Raw genomic sequence first — 14,645 nt, 5'->3', positions numbered from 1 at the left:
GTCAGCTCTCTCCTCCCTGCTCACCAGGGCATTGCACCTGCACGTCCAGGCGGAAGGACATCTTGCTGCCGTCCCGCGTCTTCTCCACCTTGCCCTGCCGGACGTCCTTGAAGCAGTCGTGGTTCTTGATGGCGTTGGACAGCGTGTCGATCTGCTTCGAGGAGTCCGTTTCACCCTCGAGGATGACGCGGCCCAGGTCGATCTGGATGCGGGTGAACTTCACCGGCATGTCGTCCGGAACGCGCCCCGTCACCTCCGCCAGGAGGTTGACCGCCGTCATCCGGGGCAGCGCCGCCGCCGGGCTCTCCACGCCCGCGAGCATGTTGAGCGCGCGGTTGTAGTCCTTCTCGCACCGGCCCAGGATTCGCTGGGTGGTGTCACACAGCACGGCGTCCACCTGCGCCTCGCGCCGCGCCAGCACGGAGTTGCGCACCACGCCGAACGCGATGAGCAGCAGGATGAGCGTGGCCGCGAAGGACGCCAGGAGCCCCAGCTTGTCCTTCACGTAGTCGAAGTCGCCCTTGAAGGCGAACTCGCCCCGCCGGAGGTTGAAGCGCGGCGCGCGCACGCCCGCCGCGTTGCCGCGCAGGGACAGCGAATACGCCTGGGCCGCCACGGGCTGCTCCGCCGCGGGAATCGCCTTCGCGTCCGCGGGCAGCGCCAGCACCCGCACCGGCAGATTCAAGTCCCGGGAGAGCTGCTCGGCGATACCCGGCAGCTTCGCGGTGCCGCCGCACAGCACCACCGCGCCCACCTGCTGACGGGTGCGGGCCGTGAAGGCCTTGAGGGTGGGGCGCAGCTCGCGCAGCATCGGCTGCAGGCCGCGCACGAAGGCCGCCGCCGCGCGCTCCGCGTCCGGGCCCTGGGCCGCGCTGGCCACCGCGCCGTGCTGCTCCTTCCAGTGGTGCGCCTCCGCCAGCGACGTCTGGAACTCCGTCGCCAGCGCCTTGCTCAAGTCCTTGCCGCCGCCGGAGAAGGTGCGCGCGAACTGGACGCCCTCACCGGGCTTGCCCACCGACACAGAGGTGCGCTCGTGGCCGATGTCCACCACCGCCACCGCGCCGCCTTCACCCGTGCCCTGGAAGAGGCCCGGGTGCTGCTGGAACAGGTTCTGGTAGGTCAGGCCCGGGTGCGTGACGATGCGCGGGTCCACCTTCAGCTCGGACAGCAGCGCCAGCAACTCCGCCAGCTCTTCCTTGCGCACCACGCCCACCAGCAGGTCGCTGGCCTTCTCCTTGCCTTCGCCGTCCTTCAGGCCCACGACCTGGTAGTCGTAGACGACGTCGGAGATGTCGACGGGCAGCTGGCTGCCGACCTCGAAGGGCAGCGTCGCCTCGATGCGCTTGGCGTCGGAGAACGGCAGGCTCAGCGCGTGCGTGGTGAGCGCGGGGCCGGGCAGGGCGACGACAATCTGGTCCACGTTGCCCGGCGGGAGCTGGCCCAGCAGCTCCTGCACCGCGGCTCGCAGCGTGTCGGCGCGCTCGCCCTCCTGGGCACGCCGGACCTCGGCGAACCCATGGGTGGTGTGCGTCTTCGTCTTCGCCTCCAGCACCACGCCCTTCACGGCGTGACTGCCGAGGTCCAGGCCAAGGATACGGGCCATGCTATTCCTCTCTCCAATACAGGAGCCGGCCCAGAGTGTCGTCGAGCCGGATGACGGCGGTCAGCGTCTTCTGCACGCTGCCCGCTTCTCCCACAGATTTGATGGTGAAGGTCTGACTCTTGTCGCCCACGAGCCGGTTGCCCGCGACGTTGGACTTCACGGCCGGGTCGACCAGGATGCCCGCGGCTTCCACCACCGCGACGAAGTCCTGCACGGACATCCCGAAGAAGCTGAACATGCGCGCGGCGCGCACGCGTTCGATGAGCTCGTTGAGGAACACCGGGTCTCTCAGGCGCGGGTCCGGCCGCGTCTGGTCCGCCACCGACATGATGGCCAGCCCCATCATCACCGGGTCGTCGGTGTTGATGTTGGGCCGGCGGTTGATGTCCGGATAGACGGTGAGGCGGTCCCGGAACGCCGACATGAACTGGTCGTTGACGCCGTGGACCCGGTACAGCTCGTCCACGCTGTCGAAGCGCGCGTTCTTGGGCTGATAGCCGGGTTCATAACGGCTGTAGGCCGCGCCTTCATCCGAGAACCCACCCGGCAGCGGATTCACCGGGTCCACCGGGTTGAACGCCGAGCCTGTCCGGTCATCGTCCGCCCAGTCCTTGAGGGCCAGGAGGACGTCCTGGGGCGTGCTGCGCACCTTGTTGGCGTCGTCCCGCTCCCAGAGGAACTCGAAGCGCGGGTCCGCCATCATGTCCATGAGCCGCAGCGCCGTGGGCCGCGCGTCACCCGCGCCCGCGATGAGCCGGTGCACGTTGAGCTTCTCTTCCTCGTCGGAGATGGTGGCCAGGAAGCAGCCTTCGAAGCCGCCGAAGGAGCGCATGGTCATCTGCGAGGCGACCTCGCGCGCCGCCGGGTCCGCGTCCTCGCCATCCAGCTTGAAGTTGTCGTCCTGCTTGGGCTCCAGCGCGGAGCCCTCTCCACCCGCGCCGTCGTTCTTCACCAGCCCGCGGAGCATGTGGCAGTCCACTCGCGCCATCTTGAAGAGCTGGATGTTGAGCGAGGAGGGCTGCACCTGCCCGGCCTGCGGCGTGCCGCCGATGCCCAGCTGCCCCAGGATGGCCGCCGGGTTGGGGATGGGCGTCTGGTCCACCTGCTTCTGGAAGCGCAGCAGCAGCCGCGACAGCGCGATGCCCGAGCGCGCCATGTAGTAGGCGCGCACTTCGTCCCGCTGGTTGGCCGCCAGCTGCAGGTCCACCCGGCTGTTGTAGGCGAAGTCGGTGGCAATCACCGTCAGGATGGCGATGGAGACAATGGCGATGATGAGCGCCACGCCGCGCGAGCGCCGCTCCCGCCGCGCCGGGCGGGGCAGGGGCTTGCGTCGCCGCCGGGGCGTCTGCTGGAAGAAGGGCAGGGGCATGGCTCAGTACCTCGGCAGCTCGGTGTTGAGCATGATTCGGGCCTGGGTGACGTAACGGGCTTCCTTGCCCGTTTCGTCCACCGCCGTCACCGTCACGCGCACCCGGGTGGGCAGGATGGCCTTGCGCTCGATGCGCCGCGTGTCCCACTCGTCATCCCACTCCTTCTTCTCCGAATCCCAGTAGGCGAACTCCAACTCCTTCACGCCTTCGAAGAGCACGTCCACGTGGCCGCCCTGCTCCATGCGCTCGTCGATGTTCGCGTTGACGCGCCGCTTGAGGTCCTGCCGGCCGCGGGCCTCCCGGTCCTCCGACGCCTCCACGAAGTACTCGACGATGGCCTGGTCGGACTCCTTCACGTCCGTGTAGAGCCGCTGGTGCGAGAAGGTGGTGAACAGCAGCTTGCCACGCTCCCCCACGAAGTTGCTGGGCCGGTCGTTCTGGTCCCGGAAGCGGGTGGAGTCGTAGCGGTCGCTGACGTAGGCCGAGCCAATCTCACGCGCCATGCGGTTCATGGCCACGCGGACCTGCCGGTAGCGGTCCGCGTCCACCTCCACCGTCTCCTTCGCCGTCAGGCCCGTCTGGAAGGCCATGGCCACCACCGTGCCCATGAGGGCGGTGATGGCGACGGCCACCATGACCTCCATCAGCGTGAAGCCTCGCGTGTGACGCCGCATCATTGAACTCCTCGGAAGCCGCCCGGCATCCTCGGGTTGCCCAGCGGGCTGCCGCCGCCCATGTTCCCCCGGCGGCCGCCCAGGTCCTGCTGCGCGTCGGACAGGCGGCGCAGGGGCTGGCGCGTCGTCGGATCCAACATGACGCCGTTGGGGCCGGGGATGGGGTTTGCCACGGGCCGCCCGTCCTGCGTCACCCACTGGTTGTCGGAGCCTCCGCCCTGGGCCGCGGCGGCGCCGCCGTTGCGGTCCGAGCCCGGCCCGAGCGACACGATGTGGGTCACCAGGTCGATGCTCTCCACCTGCGTGCCTTCCTGCCAGTAGACGGTGAGGTGCACCTCGCGGACCGTCTGGGTGATCTGCTCCACCATCTGCGTGAACATGGGCTGGGCCATGCCCATGGCCGCGCCGCCCATGCCACCCAGGCCCGCGGCCTGGGGGCCGCCGGAGGACGCGCCGTCCTTGCCGCCCGCGCCGCCACCGAAGAGGCCCGCCAGCCCGGACAGCGGGTCATCACCGCTGGCATTGTCGCCAATGGGCAGGTTGAAGATGGCGCCAATGAGCTGGTCCGGCGTCACGCCGTCCGTCTTGGGCGCGATGATGCGCGCGCGCCACTTGAACTGGTTCCACCCTTCATCGGAGAAGTCCCCGGACTCCTCCTGGTCGTCCAGGCTGAAGCCGTCGTCGTAGAGGTCCTGCTCCAGGTCCGTCATCTTCGACCGGGCCAGCAGCGACGCCACGGTGAGGCGCTTGGTGTAGACGTGGTTGGACACCGCGCCCGCGTTGAGGTCGAAGATGGCCATCAGCGCCAGCCCGAGGATGGCGAGCGCCACCACCACTTCCAGCAGCGTGAAACCCTGGGCGCGCTTCATCGCGGCACCTCCAGCGCCTCGGCGACAATCTGCACCTTGCCGGTGAGCGGCGACACGTCCAGCGTCCAGACGTTGTCCCCCTGCTGCACGTAGACGTAGGCCTTCTCCGTGTAGCCCTGCGGGAAGAAGTAGAGGTACGCCACGCCGTTCTCCACCGGCTGACGCTGGTTGCGCGTCCACACGGAGACCTTGACGTCCGCCGGCAGCTCACGCGCGGGGACCTCCTCGGACGTGTAGGAGGAGAAGCGGGCCGCGTTCTCCACGCGCAGCTTCTCTCCCTCCAGCAGCTCCTGCGCGCTGGGGGCGTTCGTCCCGCTGCCGCCGGACAGGTAGTTGCGCCGCTCGTCACGGCCGCTGCCGCTGCCCCGGTTGCGAGCGGCGCGCTCGCGCTCGCTGTTCTCCGTGCGCAGCGTCTCGTCGCGGTCTCTCGCGGTGGTGACGGCGCCCTCCGCGCATTCTGCATGATAGCGCGTGGCCTGCTCGCTCTTGGGGTCGGGAATCTCGAAGACCAGCCGGCACGTCTGCCCGCGCAGCGCCGCCGAGTCGTAGAGCGAGCGGATGAGGCCCGCCAGCTCGCCCGCGCTGCCCTTGGCCTTGGCGCCGGTGATGGAGCCGATGCCCATCACCGCCGCGGAAAACAGCATCGCGACGATGATGATGGCGATGGAGATTTCGATGAGCGTCAGGCCGCGCTGGGCGCGGTGGCTCCGCTTCGTCATGGCTCCGCCCAACCGGCGGCCAGCACACCGCCACTGCTCAGGTCCGCGTCAGGCCCCGTGCCGCCCGGCTTGCCGTCCGCGCCATAGGAGACGACGGCGCCCGTGGAGCCGTCCATCCAGTACACGTACGGATGGCCCCAGGGGTCCTGCGGCACGCGGTCCAGGAGTCGGGCCTGGATGAGCGGCGTGAAGCCTTCGGCCTGGGAGGGGAAGCGGCCCATCAGCCGGTGGTGGGACTTGAACATGCCCTCCAACTGGCGGATGTCCGTGCGCGCCCGGCGCTGGTTGCCGTCCAGCGTCCGGTCCTCCGTCACGTAGACCAACGTGAAGGCAAGCCCCGTGGCGGCCACGAAGACGAACGCGAGGAGGAACCGCCCCAGTCTCCGGCGGCGGTCCGGCCCCTCGTGCGAGGGCGTCGGGGATGGAATGGCGTCGTGCTCTTTCATGCCCAAGCCCTGTCAACGTGTGTCGCGTGCGACTTGTTCGTTACTTCTTGGCGGAGGCCGCCGCGTCCGCGGAGGAGATATCCGCGTCGTTGCCCTCGCCGCCGGAGGCGCCGTCCGCGCCGTAGGAGATGATGACCGGCTTTCCGCCCTCGTTGATGTAGACGTAGTCGTTGTTCCAGGGGTCCTTGGGCATCTGCTCGAGCGCCTGCGCCTCCACCAGTGCTTGCAGGCCGGAGGCCGTGTCCGGGTACTTCCCCTTCTTCGTGTAGTAGAGCTTCATCGCGCCCTGGATGTTCTTGATGTCCAGCGCGGCGCGATCCCTGCGCGCGGCCTCCAACTGCGGGATGACGGCCACACCCACCGCCGCGGCGATGAGACCGAGGATGGTGATGACCACCATGATTTCGATGAGCGTCATGCCGCGGTTGCGGCGCTGCTTCCTCTGCTGCTTCTGGCTCTGGCGCATGTGTGCTCTCCATCCCGGGTGACTTTCTGGCAGGCCACCCTTGTGTCGTCGTGTCTTCTTGTCAGGGCGTCCGGACGCTGTCCGCCGCCCCGGCGGGCGGGCGTGGCTGCTGGGGACCGTACAACCGGGCCCCCACGGTCAGCAGCGCCGCCGCCATGGCGACCATTGCCGCCAGGGTGACGCGTTGAATCCAACGGTCCGCCATGTCGTTCATCATTCCGCCACACCTCACCGGATGGCCGAGTTCACCTGCAGAATCGGCATCAGGATGGAAAGCGCGACGAATGCAATCACCGCGCCCATCACCACGATGAGGAGGGGCTCCAGCAGCGAGGTGAGGGCGCTGATGCGCACGTTCACCTGCGTCTCGTAGTTGTCCGCCACGCTGGTGAGCATCTCCTCCAACTGGCCGGAGCGCTCTCCGATGGCGACCATGTGGTACACCAGCGGGGGGAACTCCCCGGAGCGCTTCAGCGGGTTGGCGATGCTTTCGCCCTCGCGGATGGAGTCGCGGGCCTTCTCCACGACCTCCGCCAGGACGGTGTTGGTCATGATGGCCTTGACGATGTCCATGGCCGCCAGCAGCGGGACGCCGCTCTTGAGCAGCGTGGACAGCGTGCGGGCGAAGCGGGAGATGGACAGCAGGCGCACCATGTTGCCCACCAGCGGCGCCTTGAGCATGAAGCGGTCCCACTTGGGCTTGCCCGAGGGGCTCTTCGTCCAGCGCATGAAGAGGACCACGGCCAGCGCCATGGCCGGCAGCAGGATGAACCACCAGTTCTGGAAGAAGTTGCTGGAGGCGATGAGGAAGCGCGTGCTCAGGGGCAGCGTGGCCTTCATCGTCTCGAAGATTTTCGTCACCTTCGGCACCACGAAGACCATGAGGGCCACGAGGATGCCGCCGCCCACCACCATCATGATGGCGGGGTAGAGCATGGTGCTGAGAATCTTCTGCTGCAGCCGGGCCTGGTTCTCCGTGAAGTCCGCCAGGCGCGTGAGCACCGCGTCCAGCGCGCCGGAGGCCTCGCCCGCGCGCACCATGTTCACGTAGATGCTGGGGAAGATTTTCGGGTGCTGACCCATGGCCTCGGCCAGGGACGAGCCTTCATTGACGCGCTGCTTGATGTCGGAGAGGGCGCGCTTGAAGCGCTCCTTTTCAACCTGGTCCACCAGCGCGCTGAGCGACTCCACCAGCGTGACACCCGCGCCCAGCAGCGTGGACAGCTGCCGGGTGAAGATGGCCACGTCGTCGGTGTTGACGCGGCCCCGGCCCAGCTTGCGCAGGTCGATGTCGCGCGCCACCAGCGCCGCGTTGGTGCCCTTGGCCACGGCGGCCCGGCTGCCTTCGGCCTGGGCCAGCACGTCCGTGAGGAAGATGCCGTCGGCGCGCAGCTTGGACCGCAGCGTCTTGGGGGAGTCCGCCTCGAGCAGGCCCTTGATCTGCTTGCCCGCGGAATTGAGACCTCTGTACTCGAAGACCGGCATGGTTCAGGAACCCCGGCCCCTCCCAGGGAGGAGCTGTCGGCTACATGTCCTCCTGGGTGATGCTGAGCACTTCGGCGATGGTCGTCTCGCCCAGGGCAATCTTCCGCGCGCCGTCATCGAGCAGCGTCGTCATGCCCTTGGACGTGGCGGACCGCTTGATGGTGGATGCGTCCACGTTCTTCAGGACGAGCTGGCGCACGTCGTCATCCACGGGGAGGAACTCGTAGATGCCGGTTCGGCCGCGGTAGCCGTTGCGGTTGCAGGAGGGACAACCCGTGGCCTTGAAGATGCGTTCCACGCCGTAGCGCTGCTTGAAGGAGGCCACCGAGTGGCCCAGTTCCTTCAGCTCCGCGTCCGTGGGCTCGTGGGGCACGCGGCAGTCTGGGCACACGCGGCGCACCAGCCGCTGGGCCAGGATGCCGGTGAGCGAGGACGCCACGAGGAAGGGCTCCACGCCCATGTCCACCAGACGTGTCACGGCGCCAGCGGCGTCGTTGGTGTGCACCGTGGACAGCACCAGGTGGCCCGTCAGCGACGCCTGGATGGCGATTTCCGCCGTCTCCTTGTCGCGAATCTCGCCGACCATGATGACGTCCGGGTCCTGGCGGAGGAAGGAGCGCAGCCCCTGGGCGAACGTCAGGCCAATCTTCGGGCTGATGGCCATCTGGCCAATGCCCTTGAGCTGGTATTCGACCGGGTCCTCGACGGTGAGGATGTTGAGGTCGGGCGTGTTGATTTTCGACAGGGCGCCGTAGAGCGTCGTCGTCTTGCCGGAGCCGGTGGGGCCCGTCACCAGGACGATGCCGTGCGAGCGCTTGATGACCGCTTCCATCGACTCGAGCGTCTTCTGGCTCATGCCGATCTCCGCCAGGTCCAGCAGCGTCGCCGTCTTGTCCAGCAGACGCATGACGATGCGCTCGCCGTAGGACGTGGGGATGGTGGACAGACGGATGTCGATGTCGCGGCCGGCCAGCTTGATACGGATGCGGCCGTCCTGCGGCAGGCGCTTCTCCGCGATGTTGAGCTGCCCCATCACCTTCACGCGGCTGACGATGGCGTTCTGGTAGCGCTTGGGCGGCTTGATGACCTCCTGCAGCACACCGTCCACGCGGAAGCGCACCATCAGCTCGCGCTCCATCGGCTCGATGTGGATATCGCTGGCGCGCTCCTTGGCGGCGCGGAACAGCACGGAGTTCACCAGCCGGATGACGGGCGCCTCGTCGTCCTCGTCCAGCAGGTCCTTGGGCTCGTCCAGCTCGTGGGCGATGGCATCCAGGTCCTGCGTTTCCATCTCGTCCACGAGCTGTTCCGTCTCGTTGACGGAGCGGTCGTAGACGCTGTTGATGGCGTCGGTGATGGTGGAGCCCAGCGCGATGCGCTGGCTGACGCTCTGGCCCAGCAGCACGCGCACGTGGTCCAGCGCCGCGGTGTCCAGCGGGTCGGCCACCGCCACCGCCACCGTGTCATCCTCCAGGGACAGCGGGAGGATGCGCGACTGCTTGGCGAAGTTGATGGGGATGCGCTTGACGAGCTCCGCGTCCACCTCTTCGGCGAAGATGCGCGCCAGGTAGGGCAGGTCCAGCTGGTGCCCCAGGGCCTTGGCCACGTCCTCCTCGGAGACCGCCTTCATCCCCACGAGGGCCTCGCCAATGCGCTGCCCCTTCTCGTCCTGGATGGCGAGCGCCTCCTGGAGCTTCTCCTCGGTGAGCGAGGGGACGATGGCGCGCAGGATCTCCCCCAGCGGGCGGCCACACAAGTAGGCTTGTCCGTGCGCCACGAGCTGCGTGGCGTCGTTGCGCGGGGAAACCGTGCTGCCGGTGGCGGCGCTGGTGAGGGCGGGGTCGGCGGTCAGGTTCATGGCGTCTACTCCCTCGGCCCCGGCTCGATGTGCTGGATGCGCAGGCGTTCGGCGTCTCCTGCCTCGGGGACCGGGATGGCCTCGGGCGGGGGGGGCTCGAAGTTCTGCGGGGCGGGCGCGGGCACTGGTTCTTCCGAACCATCCGGAGGCGGCATGCCTTCCCGCACCGCCGGTCCACCTTCATCCTCCGGGGAGACGGGCGCCTGCCGCTGCGTGGAGGGCACGGCTCCCGGGCTGTTGGCCGGGGGAGGGGCCGGGGTGATGATGCGCTCGCCGGACACGCCCGGACCGCCGTTCTCCGCGCGCTGCTCCTCCTGCGTCACCTTCTGGCCCATGCGCGACAGCGGACCGGGCTTGCGGGTGAAGTCCACCGCCACGTCGTAGCCGGGCACCTGGCCGTAGAACTGCTCCACGAACTGCTGCCGCTCCTTCATCTTGCGCTCGAAGATGACGCGGAAGTCCTCAGGCCCCCGGATGATGTAGGGCGTCAGGAAGAGGAGCAGGTTCGTCTTCGTCTTGCGGCGCGTGGTGTCGCGGAACAGGTGGCCCAGCAGCGGGATGTCACCGAGCAGCGGCACCTTGGACACGCTCTCCAGCGTGCGGTCCTGCATGATGCCGCCAATCACCAGCGTCTCCTGGTCCCGCGCGATGACCGTCGTCTTCGCGCTGCGGCGGGACGTGGTGGGGCCGAGCACCGGGTCGGTGGAGGCGATCTCCTCCGTCTGCTGGTTGATGACCAGGCGGATGTAGTCGCTCTCGTTGATCTGCGGCTTCACCGTCAGCTTCAACTCCACGTTCTGACGGGTGATGGGAGCGTAGAGCGAACCCAGGCCACCCAGGCCGCCCAGCAGGCCGCCGCCCAGTCCTCCCGCGACGCCGCCGGCGCCCCCGAGCGAGCCCAGCGAGGTCGGGTTGAAGCCGGACTGGAAGGGCACGTTCTGGCCCACCGTGATTTCCGCCTCCTCGTTGTCGCTGGTGAGGATGTGCGGCGTGGAGAGCACGTTCACATCCGAGCTCTGCTGCATGGCGTGCAGCACCACGCCAAAGGCCGGGATGCCCAGCTTCTCCAGCGCGGGGATGACGGGGCCCTGGATGCCGGCGAGGAAGCCGCCGTAGGACGCCAGGCTGGTGAGCGACAGGGACGGCGGCAGGCCCTGGCCGGAGGTGTTGGTGCCGATGAGGCCGGGCACCTGACTGCCGTTCGCCGTGCTCAGGCTGAAGCCGCTGTGGAGGTTCATGCCGAGCCGCGCGTTGCGGTCCAGATTGACCTCCATGATGACGGCCTCCACGAACACCTGGCGGCGCGGCTTGTCGAGCTGCTGGATGACCTGGACGATGTTCTTGTAGTCCGCCGAGCTGGCGACGATGACCAGCGAGTTGCTGCCCTTGTCGGCCGAAATCTTCACCTCGCCGCTGAACAGCTCCGCCGCCTGCGTCGTGGTGGGGCCGCCAGGGGCGCCCGGCGGACGGGCCGGCACCGGGGTGCGGCCGCGGGGCGCGTTTCCGGTGCCCTGGGCCAGCGACTGGAGCGTGCTGGCCAGCTCCTCCGCGTTGGCGTTCTCCAGGTAGTAGACGTTGATGCGTCCGCCGCCGCTGGTGGGGATGTCAATCTGCCCGACGATGTCCTGGATGCGCTCGAAGGCCGCGGGGCTGGCGACGATGATGAGCTTGTTGGTGCGCTCGTCTGGGATGATCTGCGACAGCGTCACCGGACCGCCGGTGGCGCCTTCCTGGCCCTGGCTGGCCTGGGGCGTGGCCTGCGCCGAGGCGGGGGGCACACCGCGCCCGGCGGCGGGCTGGCCGGGGCGGGCGCCCTTGGCCTCGAACAGGCGCTGCACCGTGTTGGCCACGTCCTGCGCGGAGGCGTACTGCACCTGGATGATGCGCATCTCGTCGCTGGCGGCGCGCGTGTCCAGCTGGTGGATGATGCGCTCCAGGCGGTGGATGTTGGAGCCCACGTCGTTGATGATGATGGTGTCGGGCGGATACGGAATCGTGTCGCCGTCCTTGGACACCAGCTGCTGGAGCACGCCGCGCAGCGGCTCCACTTCCACGTTCTGCACGCGGAACAGCTTGGTCACCATCTGCTCGTTGGTGGTGTACGGCTCACCGTCCTCGACGATGGTCGGGATGGGGTTCTGCTTCGCCGAGCGCTTGTCGACGATCTTCATGAACCGGCCGTACTGGTAGACGGCGAGCCCGTTGGCGTCGAGCGAGGCGAGGAAGGCGGAGTAGAAGGCGTCCGCGTTGACCTCCACCCGGCCATTCTCCGGGCCGATGATGGAGATCTTCCCGCGCACGTTCTCCGGCAGGATGAAGGTGCGGCAGGTGGCGTCCGCGACCGTCTGGACCAGCTTCTCGATCTCCACCTTGTCGAAGTAGATGCCGTAACGGGCATTGCGGCGGGCCTCCTCGCACGTCGGCGTGCGGCGGGGACCCGCGTTGGCGTCACCAGCGCTGGTAGCGCCAGGGCCTTGAGGGGAAATCGTCCGCTCTCCGGCGGAACCAGAGGGCGGTGAGCGGCGCTGGGCCTGCGCGGGAACGGCGAGCGCGAGGCACAGGCAGAGCATCCAGGACGGGAGCGTCTTCATGGAGGAGCGGGCGCTGCGGAGATGATTAACGGACGTTGTACGACTTGCGGATCGGCGCACCGTTGCGCTCGATCTCGATCTCGATGCGGGCTGCGTCTTTCATCTTCGAATAGACCTCCAGCGCTTTTTCCGGGCTGTTGAGGTCGAATCCGTTGATGCGACGGATGACGTCGCCATTCTGGACGCCAATCTTGGAGTAGATGGAGTCCGGACGGATGGAGAAGAGCTTGAAGCCCACCGCCTGACCGTCCTTGAACGCGGGCACGATGCGCGCCTGCATGGCGACGTTGTTGAGGTTGTTGAGCGTCTTGTCGATTTCCGCGCGCGGAACCTCGTACTCATTCTCGCTGGTGGCGCGGATGCCACTGCCGTCACTGGGCGGCGCGGTGTTGGCCTGGGCCACCGGAGGCGAGGGTGGCACGAAGGCCCCATCACCCGGGTTGCCGTCGATGAACTCGCGGCGGCCGCCGTTGATGATGATGACGCGCTCGCGCTCGATGTTCTCTACGGTGGCACCCTGCAGGGAGTTGCCCACCATGAAGGTCTGCGAACGCTGCGTCGTCATGTCCTGGATGGAGGCGAAGGACCAGTCGGGGTTGCTCGCCACCAGCGTGCCGAGCAGCTTGACCCGCAGGCCGCTCTTCACGGGCGCGGCGTTGGGGTCCACCTCCGCTGAAGCGCCGCCGGGCTCCTGAACCTCGGGCTCGGGTTCGGGAAGCTTGATGCCCGTCAGCCGTGACAGACGGTCCAGGTCGAGCATCGCCATCGCCGTCTCGTTGCGGCGCGGCTGTGAAGGCGCGCGGGCGGACGACCCCCCGGTGGGAACCGGGGAGATGGCGGACTCGACGAACAGGTTCACCGTGCTCGCCGCCAGCAATCCGACGAGCAGGATGAACACCAGGTTCACCGTCCAAAAGTATTTTCGAAAGAAGAGTTCCATCACGCTTCCGGGAGAAAGCCGGGCCCTCATTGAGCAAGCCAGGTGCCATCGCGGGCCAGGCGGGCAAGACAGGACCTACGGCCAACCACTTGGAATTATTCCGGAATAGCAGGAGCCCCTGACGCGCGACGGGCCTTCCGAAACCCCGCAAGACAAATTGTCAAAAGCAGGCGGGGGGCCGTGTGACGCCCTGTCAGTCGTCGGTGTCGGGGCCGGGTGGCGCGGCGGTGGGGCCGTCCCCGGTGGACTGCTCGCGCTCCAGCTTGCGGTAGATGGTCCGCGCGGCGATGCCCAGCAGCCGTGCGGCCAGCGTCTTGTCTCCGCGGGTGTGACGGAGCGTCTCGTGGATCACCCGGCGCTCGATTTCCTCCATGGGCGTCCCAATGGGAATGACGAGCTGTCCGGCTGAGCCCAGTGGGCCCTTGCGCACGGATTCAGGCAGGTCACTGGCCTCCAGCACCTCGCCGCGCGCCAGCACCACCGCGCGCTCCACCGCGTGCTCCAACTCGCGCACGTTGCCGGGCCAGGCGTAGTTCTCCAGCACGCCCATCGCCTCCTGCGAGAAGCCGCGCAGCACCTTGCCATTCTTGGCGGCGAAGCGGCGCAGGAAGGCGTCCGCCAGCAGGGGAATGTCCTCGCGGCGCGAGGCGAGCGCGGGCACGCGAATCTCCACCACGTTGAGCCGGTAGTAGAGGTCCTCGCGGAAGCGGCCTTCGGCCACTTCCTTCTGCAGGTCCTTGTTGGTGGCGGCGACGAGGCGCACGTCCACCTTCACCGTCTGCGTGCCACCCAGCCGCTCGATTTCGCCCTCGGCCAGCGCGCGGAGCAGCTTCACCTGGGCGGGCAGCGGCATCTCACCGACTTCGTCCAGGAAGAGGGTGCCACCGTGGGCACGCTCGAAGCGTCCCTCTCGCCGGGCCACCGCGCCGGTGAAGGCGCCGCGCTCCACGCCGAAGAGCTCCGCCTCCAGGATGTTCTCCGGCAGCGCGCCGCAGTTGACGGCGACGAAGGGTCCACGGACCCGCTGGGAGAACTCGTGCACGGAGCGCGCGGCCAGCTCCTTTCCCGTGCCGGACTCACCCAGCAGCAGCACCGTGGCGGTGGAGGGGGCCGCCTGGCGGATGGTGTCCAGCATGGCGCGGAAGGCGGGGGACTGGCCCACCATGGAGCGCCCACCCGCCGCGTTCATCTCCGCCAGCTTCGCCTTGAGCGACTGGTTCTCCGCCACCAGCGCTCGCTTCTCCAGCGCCTTCTGGATGGCCTTCACCAGCGCGTGGCGCTTGAGGGGCTTGGTGATGAAGTCGTAGGCGCCGTCCTTCATGGCCGCCACGGCCGTCTCCACCGTGCCGTAGGCCGTCATCAGCACCACTTCCACGTCCGGGCGGATGGCGCGCGCGGCGCGCAGCAGCTCCTGTCCGTCCATGTTGGGCATCATCAGGTCGGTCACCATGGCAGCGACCTCCGGCCGGCGCAGCAGCTCCAGCGCCTCCGTGCCGTTGGCGGCGGCCAGCGTGGCCATGCCCTCACGCTGGAAGATGCGGATGACCGAGTCGAGGTTCGCGCGGTCGTCGTCGACGACCAGGACCGTGGGGGATGTCATGTTGGGCGCAACCTCCTGCAAATC

Annotated in this window: 13 protein-coding genes; all 13 read right to left on the bottom strand. The window is 68.2% G+C overall.

What is annotated here, in order from left to right; genetic code table 11:
- Window position 1: 1 nt before the first annotated feature.
- The 13 genes from pilM to F8M74_RS09520 all read right to left on the bottom strand — a co-directional run bounded on the left by pilM (window position 2) and on the right by F8M74_RS09520 (window position 14,621).
- Window positions 2-1,603, bottom strand: a complete 1,602-nt coding sequence (pilM, locus tag F8M74_RS09580) for a pilus assembly protein PilM (RefSeq protein WP_141257290.1) — start codon at window positions 1,601-1,603, stop codon at window positions 2-4.
- A gap of 1 nt (window position 1,604) precedes the next feature.
- Complete coding sequence (locus F8M74_RS09575) at window positions 1,605-2,972, bottom strand: general secretion pathway protein GspK (protein WP_141257289.1); 1,368 nt, start codon at window positions 2,970-2,972, stop codon at window positions 1,605-1,607.
- 3 nt (window positions 2,973-2,975) lie between these two features.
- On the bottom strand, window positions 2,976-3,647 hold the full coding sequence (locus F8M74_RS09570) for a type II secretion system protein GspJ (protein WP_141257306.1): 672 nt from the start codon (window positions 3,645-3,647) through the stop codon (window positions 2,976-2,978).
- Window positions 3,647-4,516 (bottom strand): prepilin-type N-terminal cleavage/methylation domain-containing protein, encoded by an 870-nt coding sequence (locus tag F8M74_RS09565; RefSeq protein ID WP_141257288.1) that lies wholly within the window; start codon window positions 4,514-4,516, stop codon window positions 3,647-3,649. The genes F8M74_RS09570 and F8M74_RS09565 overlap by 1 nt, the downstream gene beginning before the upstream one ends.
- On the bottom strand, window positions 4,513-5,235 hold the full coding sequence (locus F8M74_RS09560; protein WP_171410386.1) for a prepilin-type N-terminal cleavage/methylation domain-containing protein: 723 nt from the start codon (window positions 5,233-5,235) through the stop codon (window positions 4,513-4,515). The genes F8M74_RS09565 and F8M74_RS09560 overlap by 4 nt, the downstream gene beginning before the upstream one ends.
- Window positions 5,232-5,681 (bottom strand): type II secretion system protein GspG, encoded by a 450-nt coding sequence (locus tag F8M74_RS09555; RefSeq protein WP_171410385.1) that lies wholly within the window; start codon window positions 5,679-5,681, stop codon window positions 5,232-5,234. Before F8M74_RS09555 ends, F8M74_RS09560 begins: the two co-directional genes overlap by 4 nt.
- A gap of 40 nt (window positions 5,682-5,721) precedes the next feature.
- Window positions 5,722-6,147 carry a type II secretion system major pseudopilin GspG gene (gene gspG, locus F8M74_RS09550; protein ID WP_090489382.1) on the bottom strand — a complete coding sequence of 142 codons (426 nt, stop codon included), beginning with the start codon at window positions 6,145-6,147 and terminating at the stop codon, window positions 5,722-5,724.
- A 61-nt stretch (window positions 6,148-6,208) separates the two neighbouring features.
- Window positions 6,209-6,364: a hypothetical protein gene (locus F8M74_RS09545; RefSeq protein WP_162295072.1), complete on the bottom strand. Its 156-nt coding sequence runs from the start codon at window positions 6,362-6,364 to the stop codon at window positions 6,209-6,211.
- 11 nt (window positions 6,365-6,375) lie between these two features.
- Window positions 6,376-7,632 (bottom strand): type II secretion system inner membrane protein GspF, encoded by a 1,257-nt coding sequence (gene gspF, locus F8M74_RS09540; protein ID WP_140789888.1) that lies wholly within the window; start codon window positions 7,630-7,632, stop codon window positions 6,376-6,378.
- A gap of 40 nt (window positions 7,633-7,672) precedes the next feature.
- Complete coding sequence (gspE, locus tag F8M74_RS09535; protein WP_141279786.1) at window positions 7,673-9,490, bottom strand: type II secretion system ATPase GspE; 1,818 nt, start codon at window positions 9,488-9,490, stop codon at window positions 7,673-7,675.
- 5 nt (window positions 9,491-9,495) lie between these two features.
- Window positions 9,496-12,081 (bottom strand): type II secretion system secretin GspD, encoded by a 2,586-nt coding sequence (gene gspD, locus F8M74_RS09530; protein ID WP_163884364.1) that lies wholly within the window; start codon window positions 12,079-12,081, stop codon window positions 9,496-9,498.
- A 25-nt stretch (window positions 12,082-12,106) separates the two neighbouring features.
- Window positions 12,107-13,021 (bottom strand): type II secretion system protein GspC, encoded by a 915-nt coding sequence (gene gspC / locus F8M74_RS09525; RefSeq protein WP_171410277.1) that lies wholly within the window; start codon window positions 13,019-13,021, stop codon window positions 12,107-12,109.
- Window positions 13,022-13,214: 193 nt separating this feature from the next.
- On the bottom strand, window positions 13,215-14,621 hold the full coding sequence (locus F8M74_RS09520) for a sigma-54 dependent transcriptional regulator (protein ID WP_090489930.1): 1,407 nt from the start codon (window positions 14,619-14,621) through the stop codon (window positions 13,215-13,217).
- Window positions 14,622-14,645 lie beyond the last annotated feature (24 nt).

Origin of the sequence: Myxococcus sp. CA023 (genome assembly GCF_010998615.1) — a bacterium.
Lineage (GTDB): Bacteria > Myxococcota > Myxococcia > Myxococcales > Myxococcaceae > Myxococcus.
Note: the sequence above shows the minus strand (reverse complement) of the source record. Positions and strands in the feature narration are given on the sequence as shown.

Excerpts from the sequence above, each read along its gene's own strand:
- pilM (WP_141257290.1), bottom strand. The coding sequence starts at position 1,603 with ATGGCCCGTATCCTTGGCCTGGACCTCGGCAGTCACGCCGTGAAGGGC.
- F8M74_RS09575 (WP_141257289.1), bottom strand. The coding sequence starts at position 2,972 with ATGCCCCTGCCCTTCTTCCAGCAGACGCCCCGGCGGCGACGCAAGCCC.
- F8M74_RS09570 (WP_141257306.1), bottom strand. The coding sequence starts at position 3,647 with ATGCGGCGTCACACGCGAGGCTTCACGCTGATGGAGGTCATGGTGGCC.
- F8M74_RS09565 (WP_141257288.1), bottom strand. The coding sequence starts at position 4,516 with ATGAAGCGCGCCCAGGGTTTCACGCTGCTGGAAGTGGTGGTGGCGCTC.
- F8M74_RS09560 (WP_171410386.1), bottom strand. The coding sequence starts at position 5,235 with ATGACGAAGCGGAGCCACCGCGCCCAGCGCGGCCTGACGCTCATCGAA.
- F8M74_RS09555 (WP_171410385.1), bottom strand. The coding sequence starts at position 5,681 with ATGAAAGAGCACGACGCCATTCCATCCCCGACGCCCTCGCACGAGGGG.
- gspG (WP_090489382.1), bottom strand. The coding sequence starts at position 6,147 with ATGCGCCAGAGCCAGAAGCAGCAGAGGAAGCAGCGCCGCAACCGCGGC.
- F8M74_RS09545 (WP_162295072.1), bottom strand. The coding sequence starts at position 6,364 with ATGATGAACGACATGGCGGACCGTTGGATTCAACGCGTCACCCTGGCG.
- gspF (WP_140789888.1), bottom strand. The coding sequence starts at position 7,632 with ATGCCGGTCTTCGAGTACAGAGGTCTCAATTCCGCGGGCAAGCAGATC.
- gspE (WP_141279786.1), bottom strand. The coding sequence starts at position 9,490 with ATGAACCTGACCGCCGACCCCGCCCTCACCAGCGCCGCCACCGGCAGC.
- gspD (WP_163884364.1), bottom strand. The coding sequence starts at position 12,081 with ATGAAGACGCTCCCGTCCTGGATGCTCTGCCTGTGCCTCGCGCTCGCC.
- gspC (WP_171410277.1), bottom strand. The coding sequence starts at position 13,021 with ATGGAACTCTTCTTTCGAAAATACTTTTGGACGGTGAACCTGGTGTTC.
- F8M74_RS09520 (WP_090489930.1), bottom strand. The coding sequence starts at position 14,621 with ATGACATCCCCCACGGTCCTGGTCGTCGACGACGACCGCGCGAACCTC.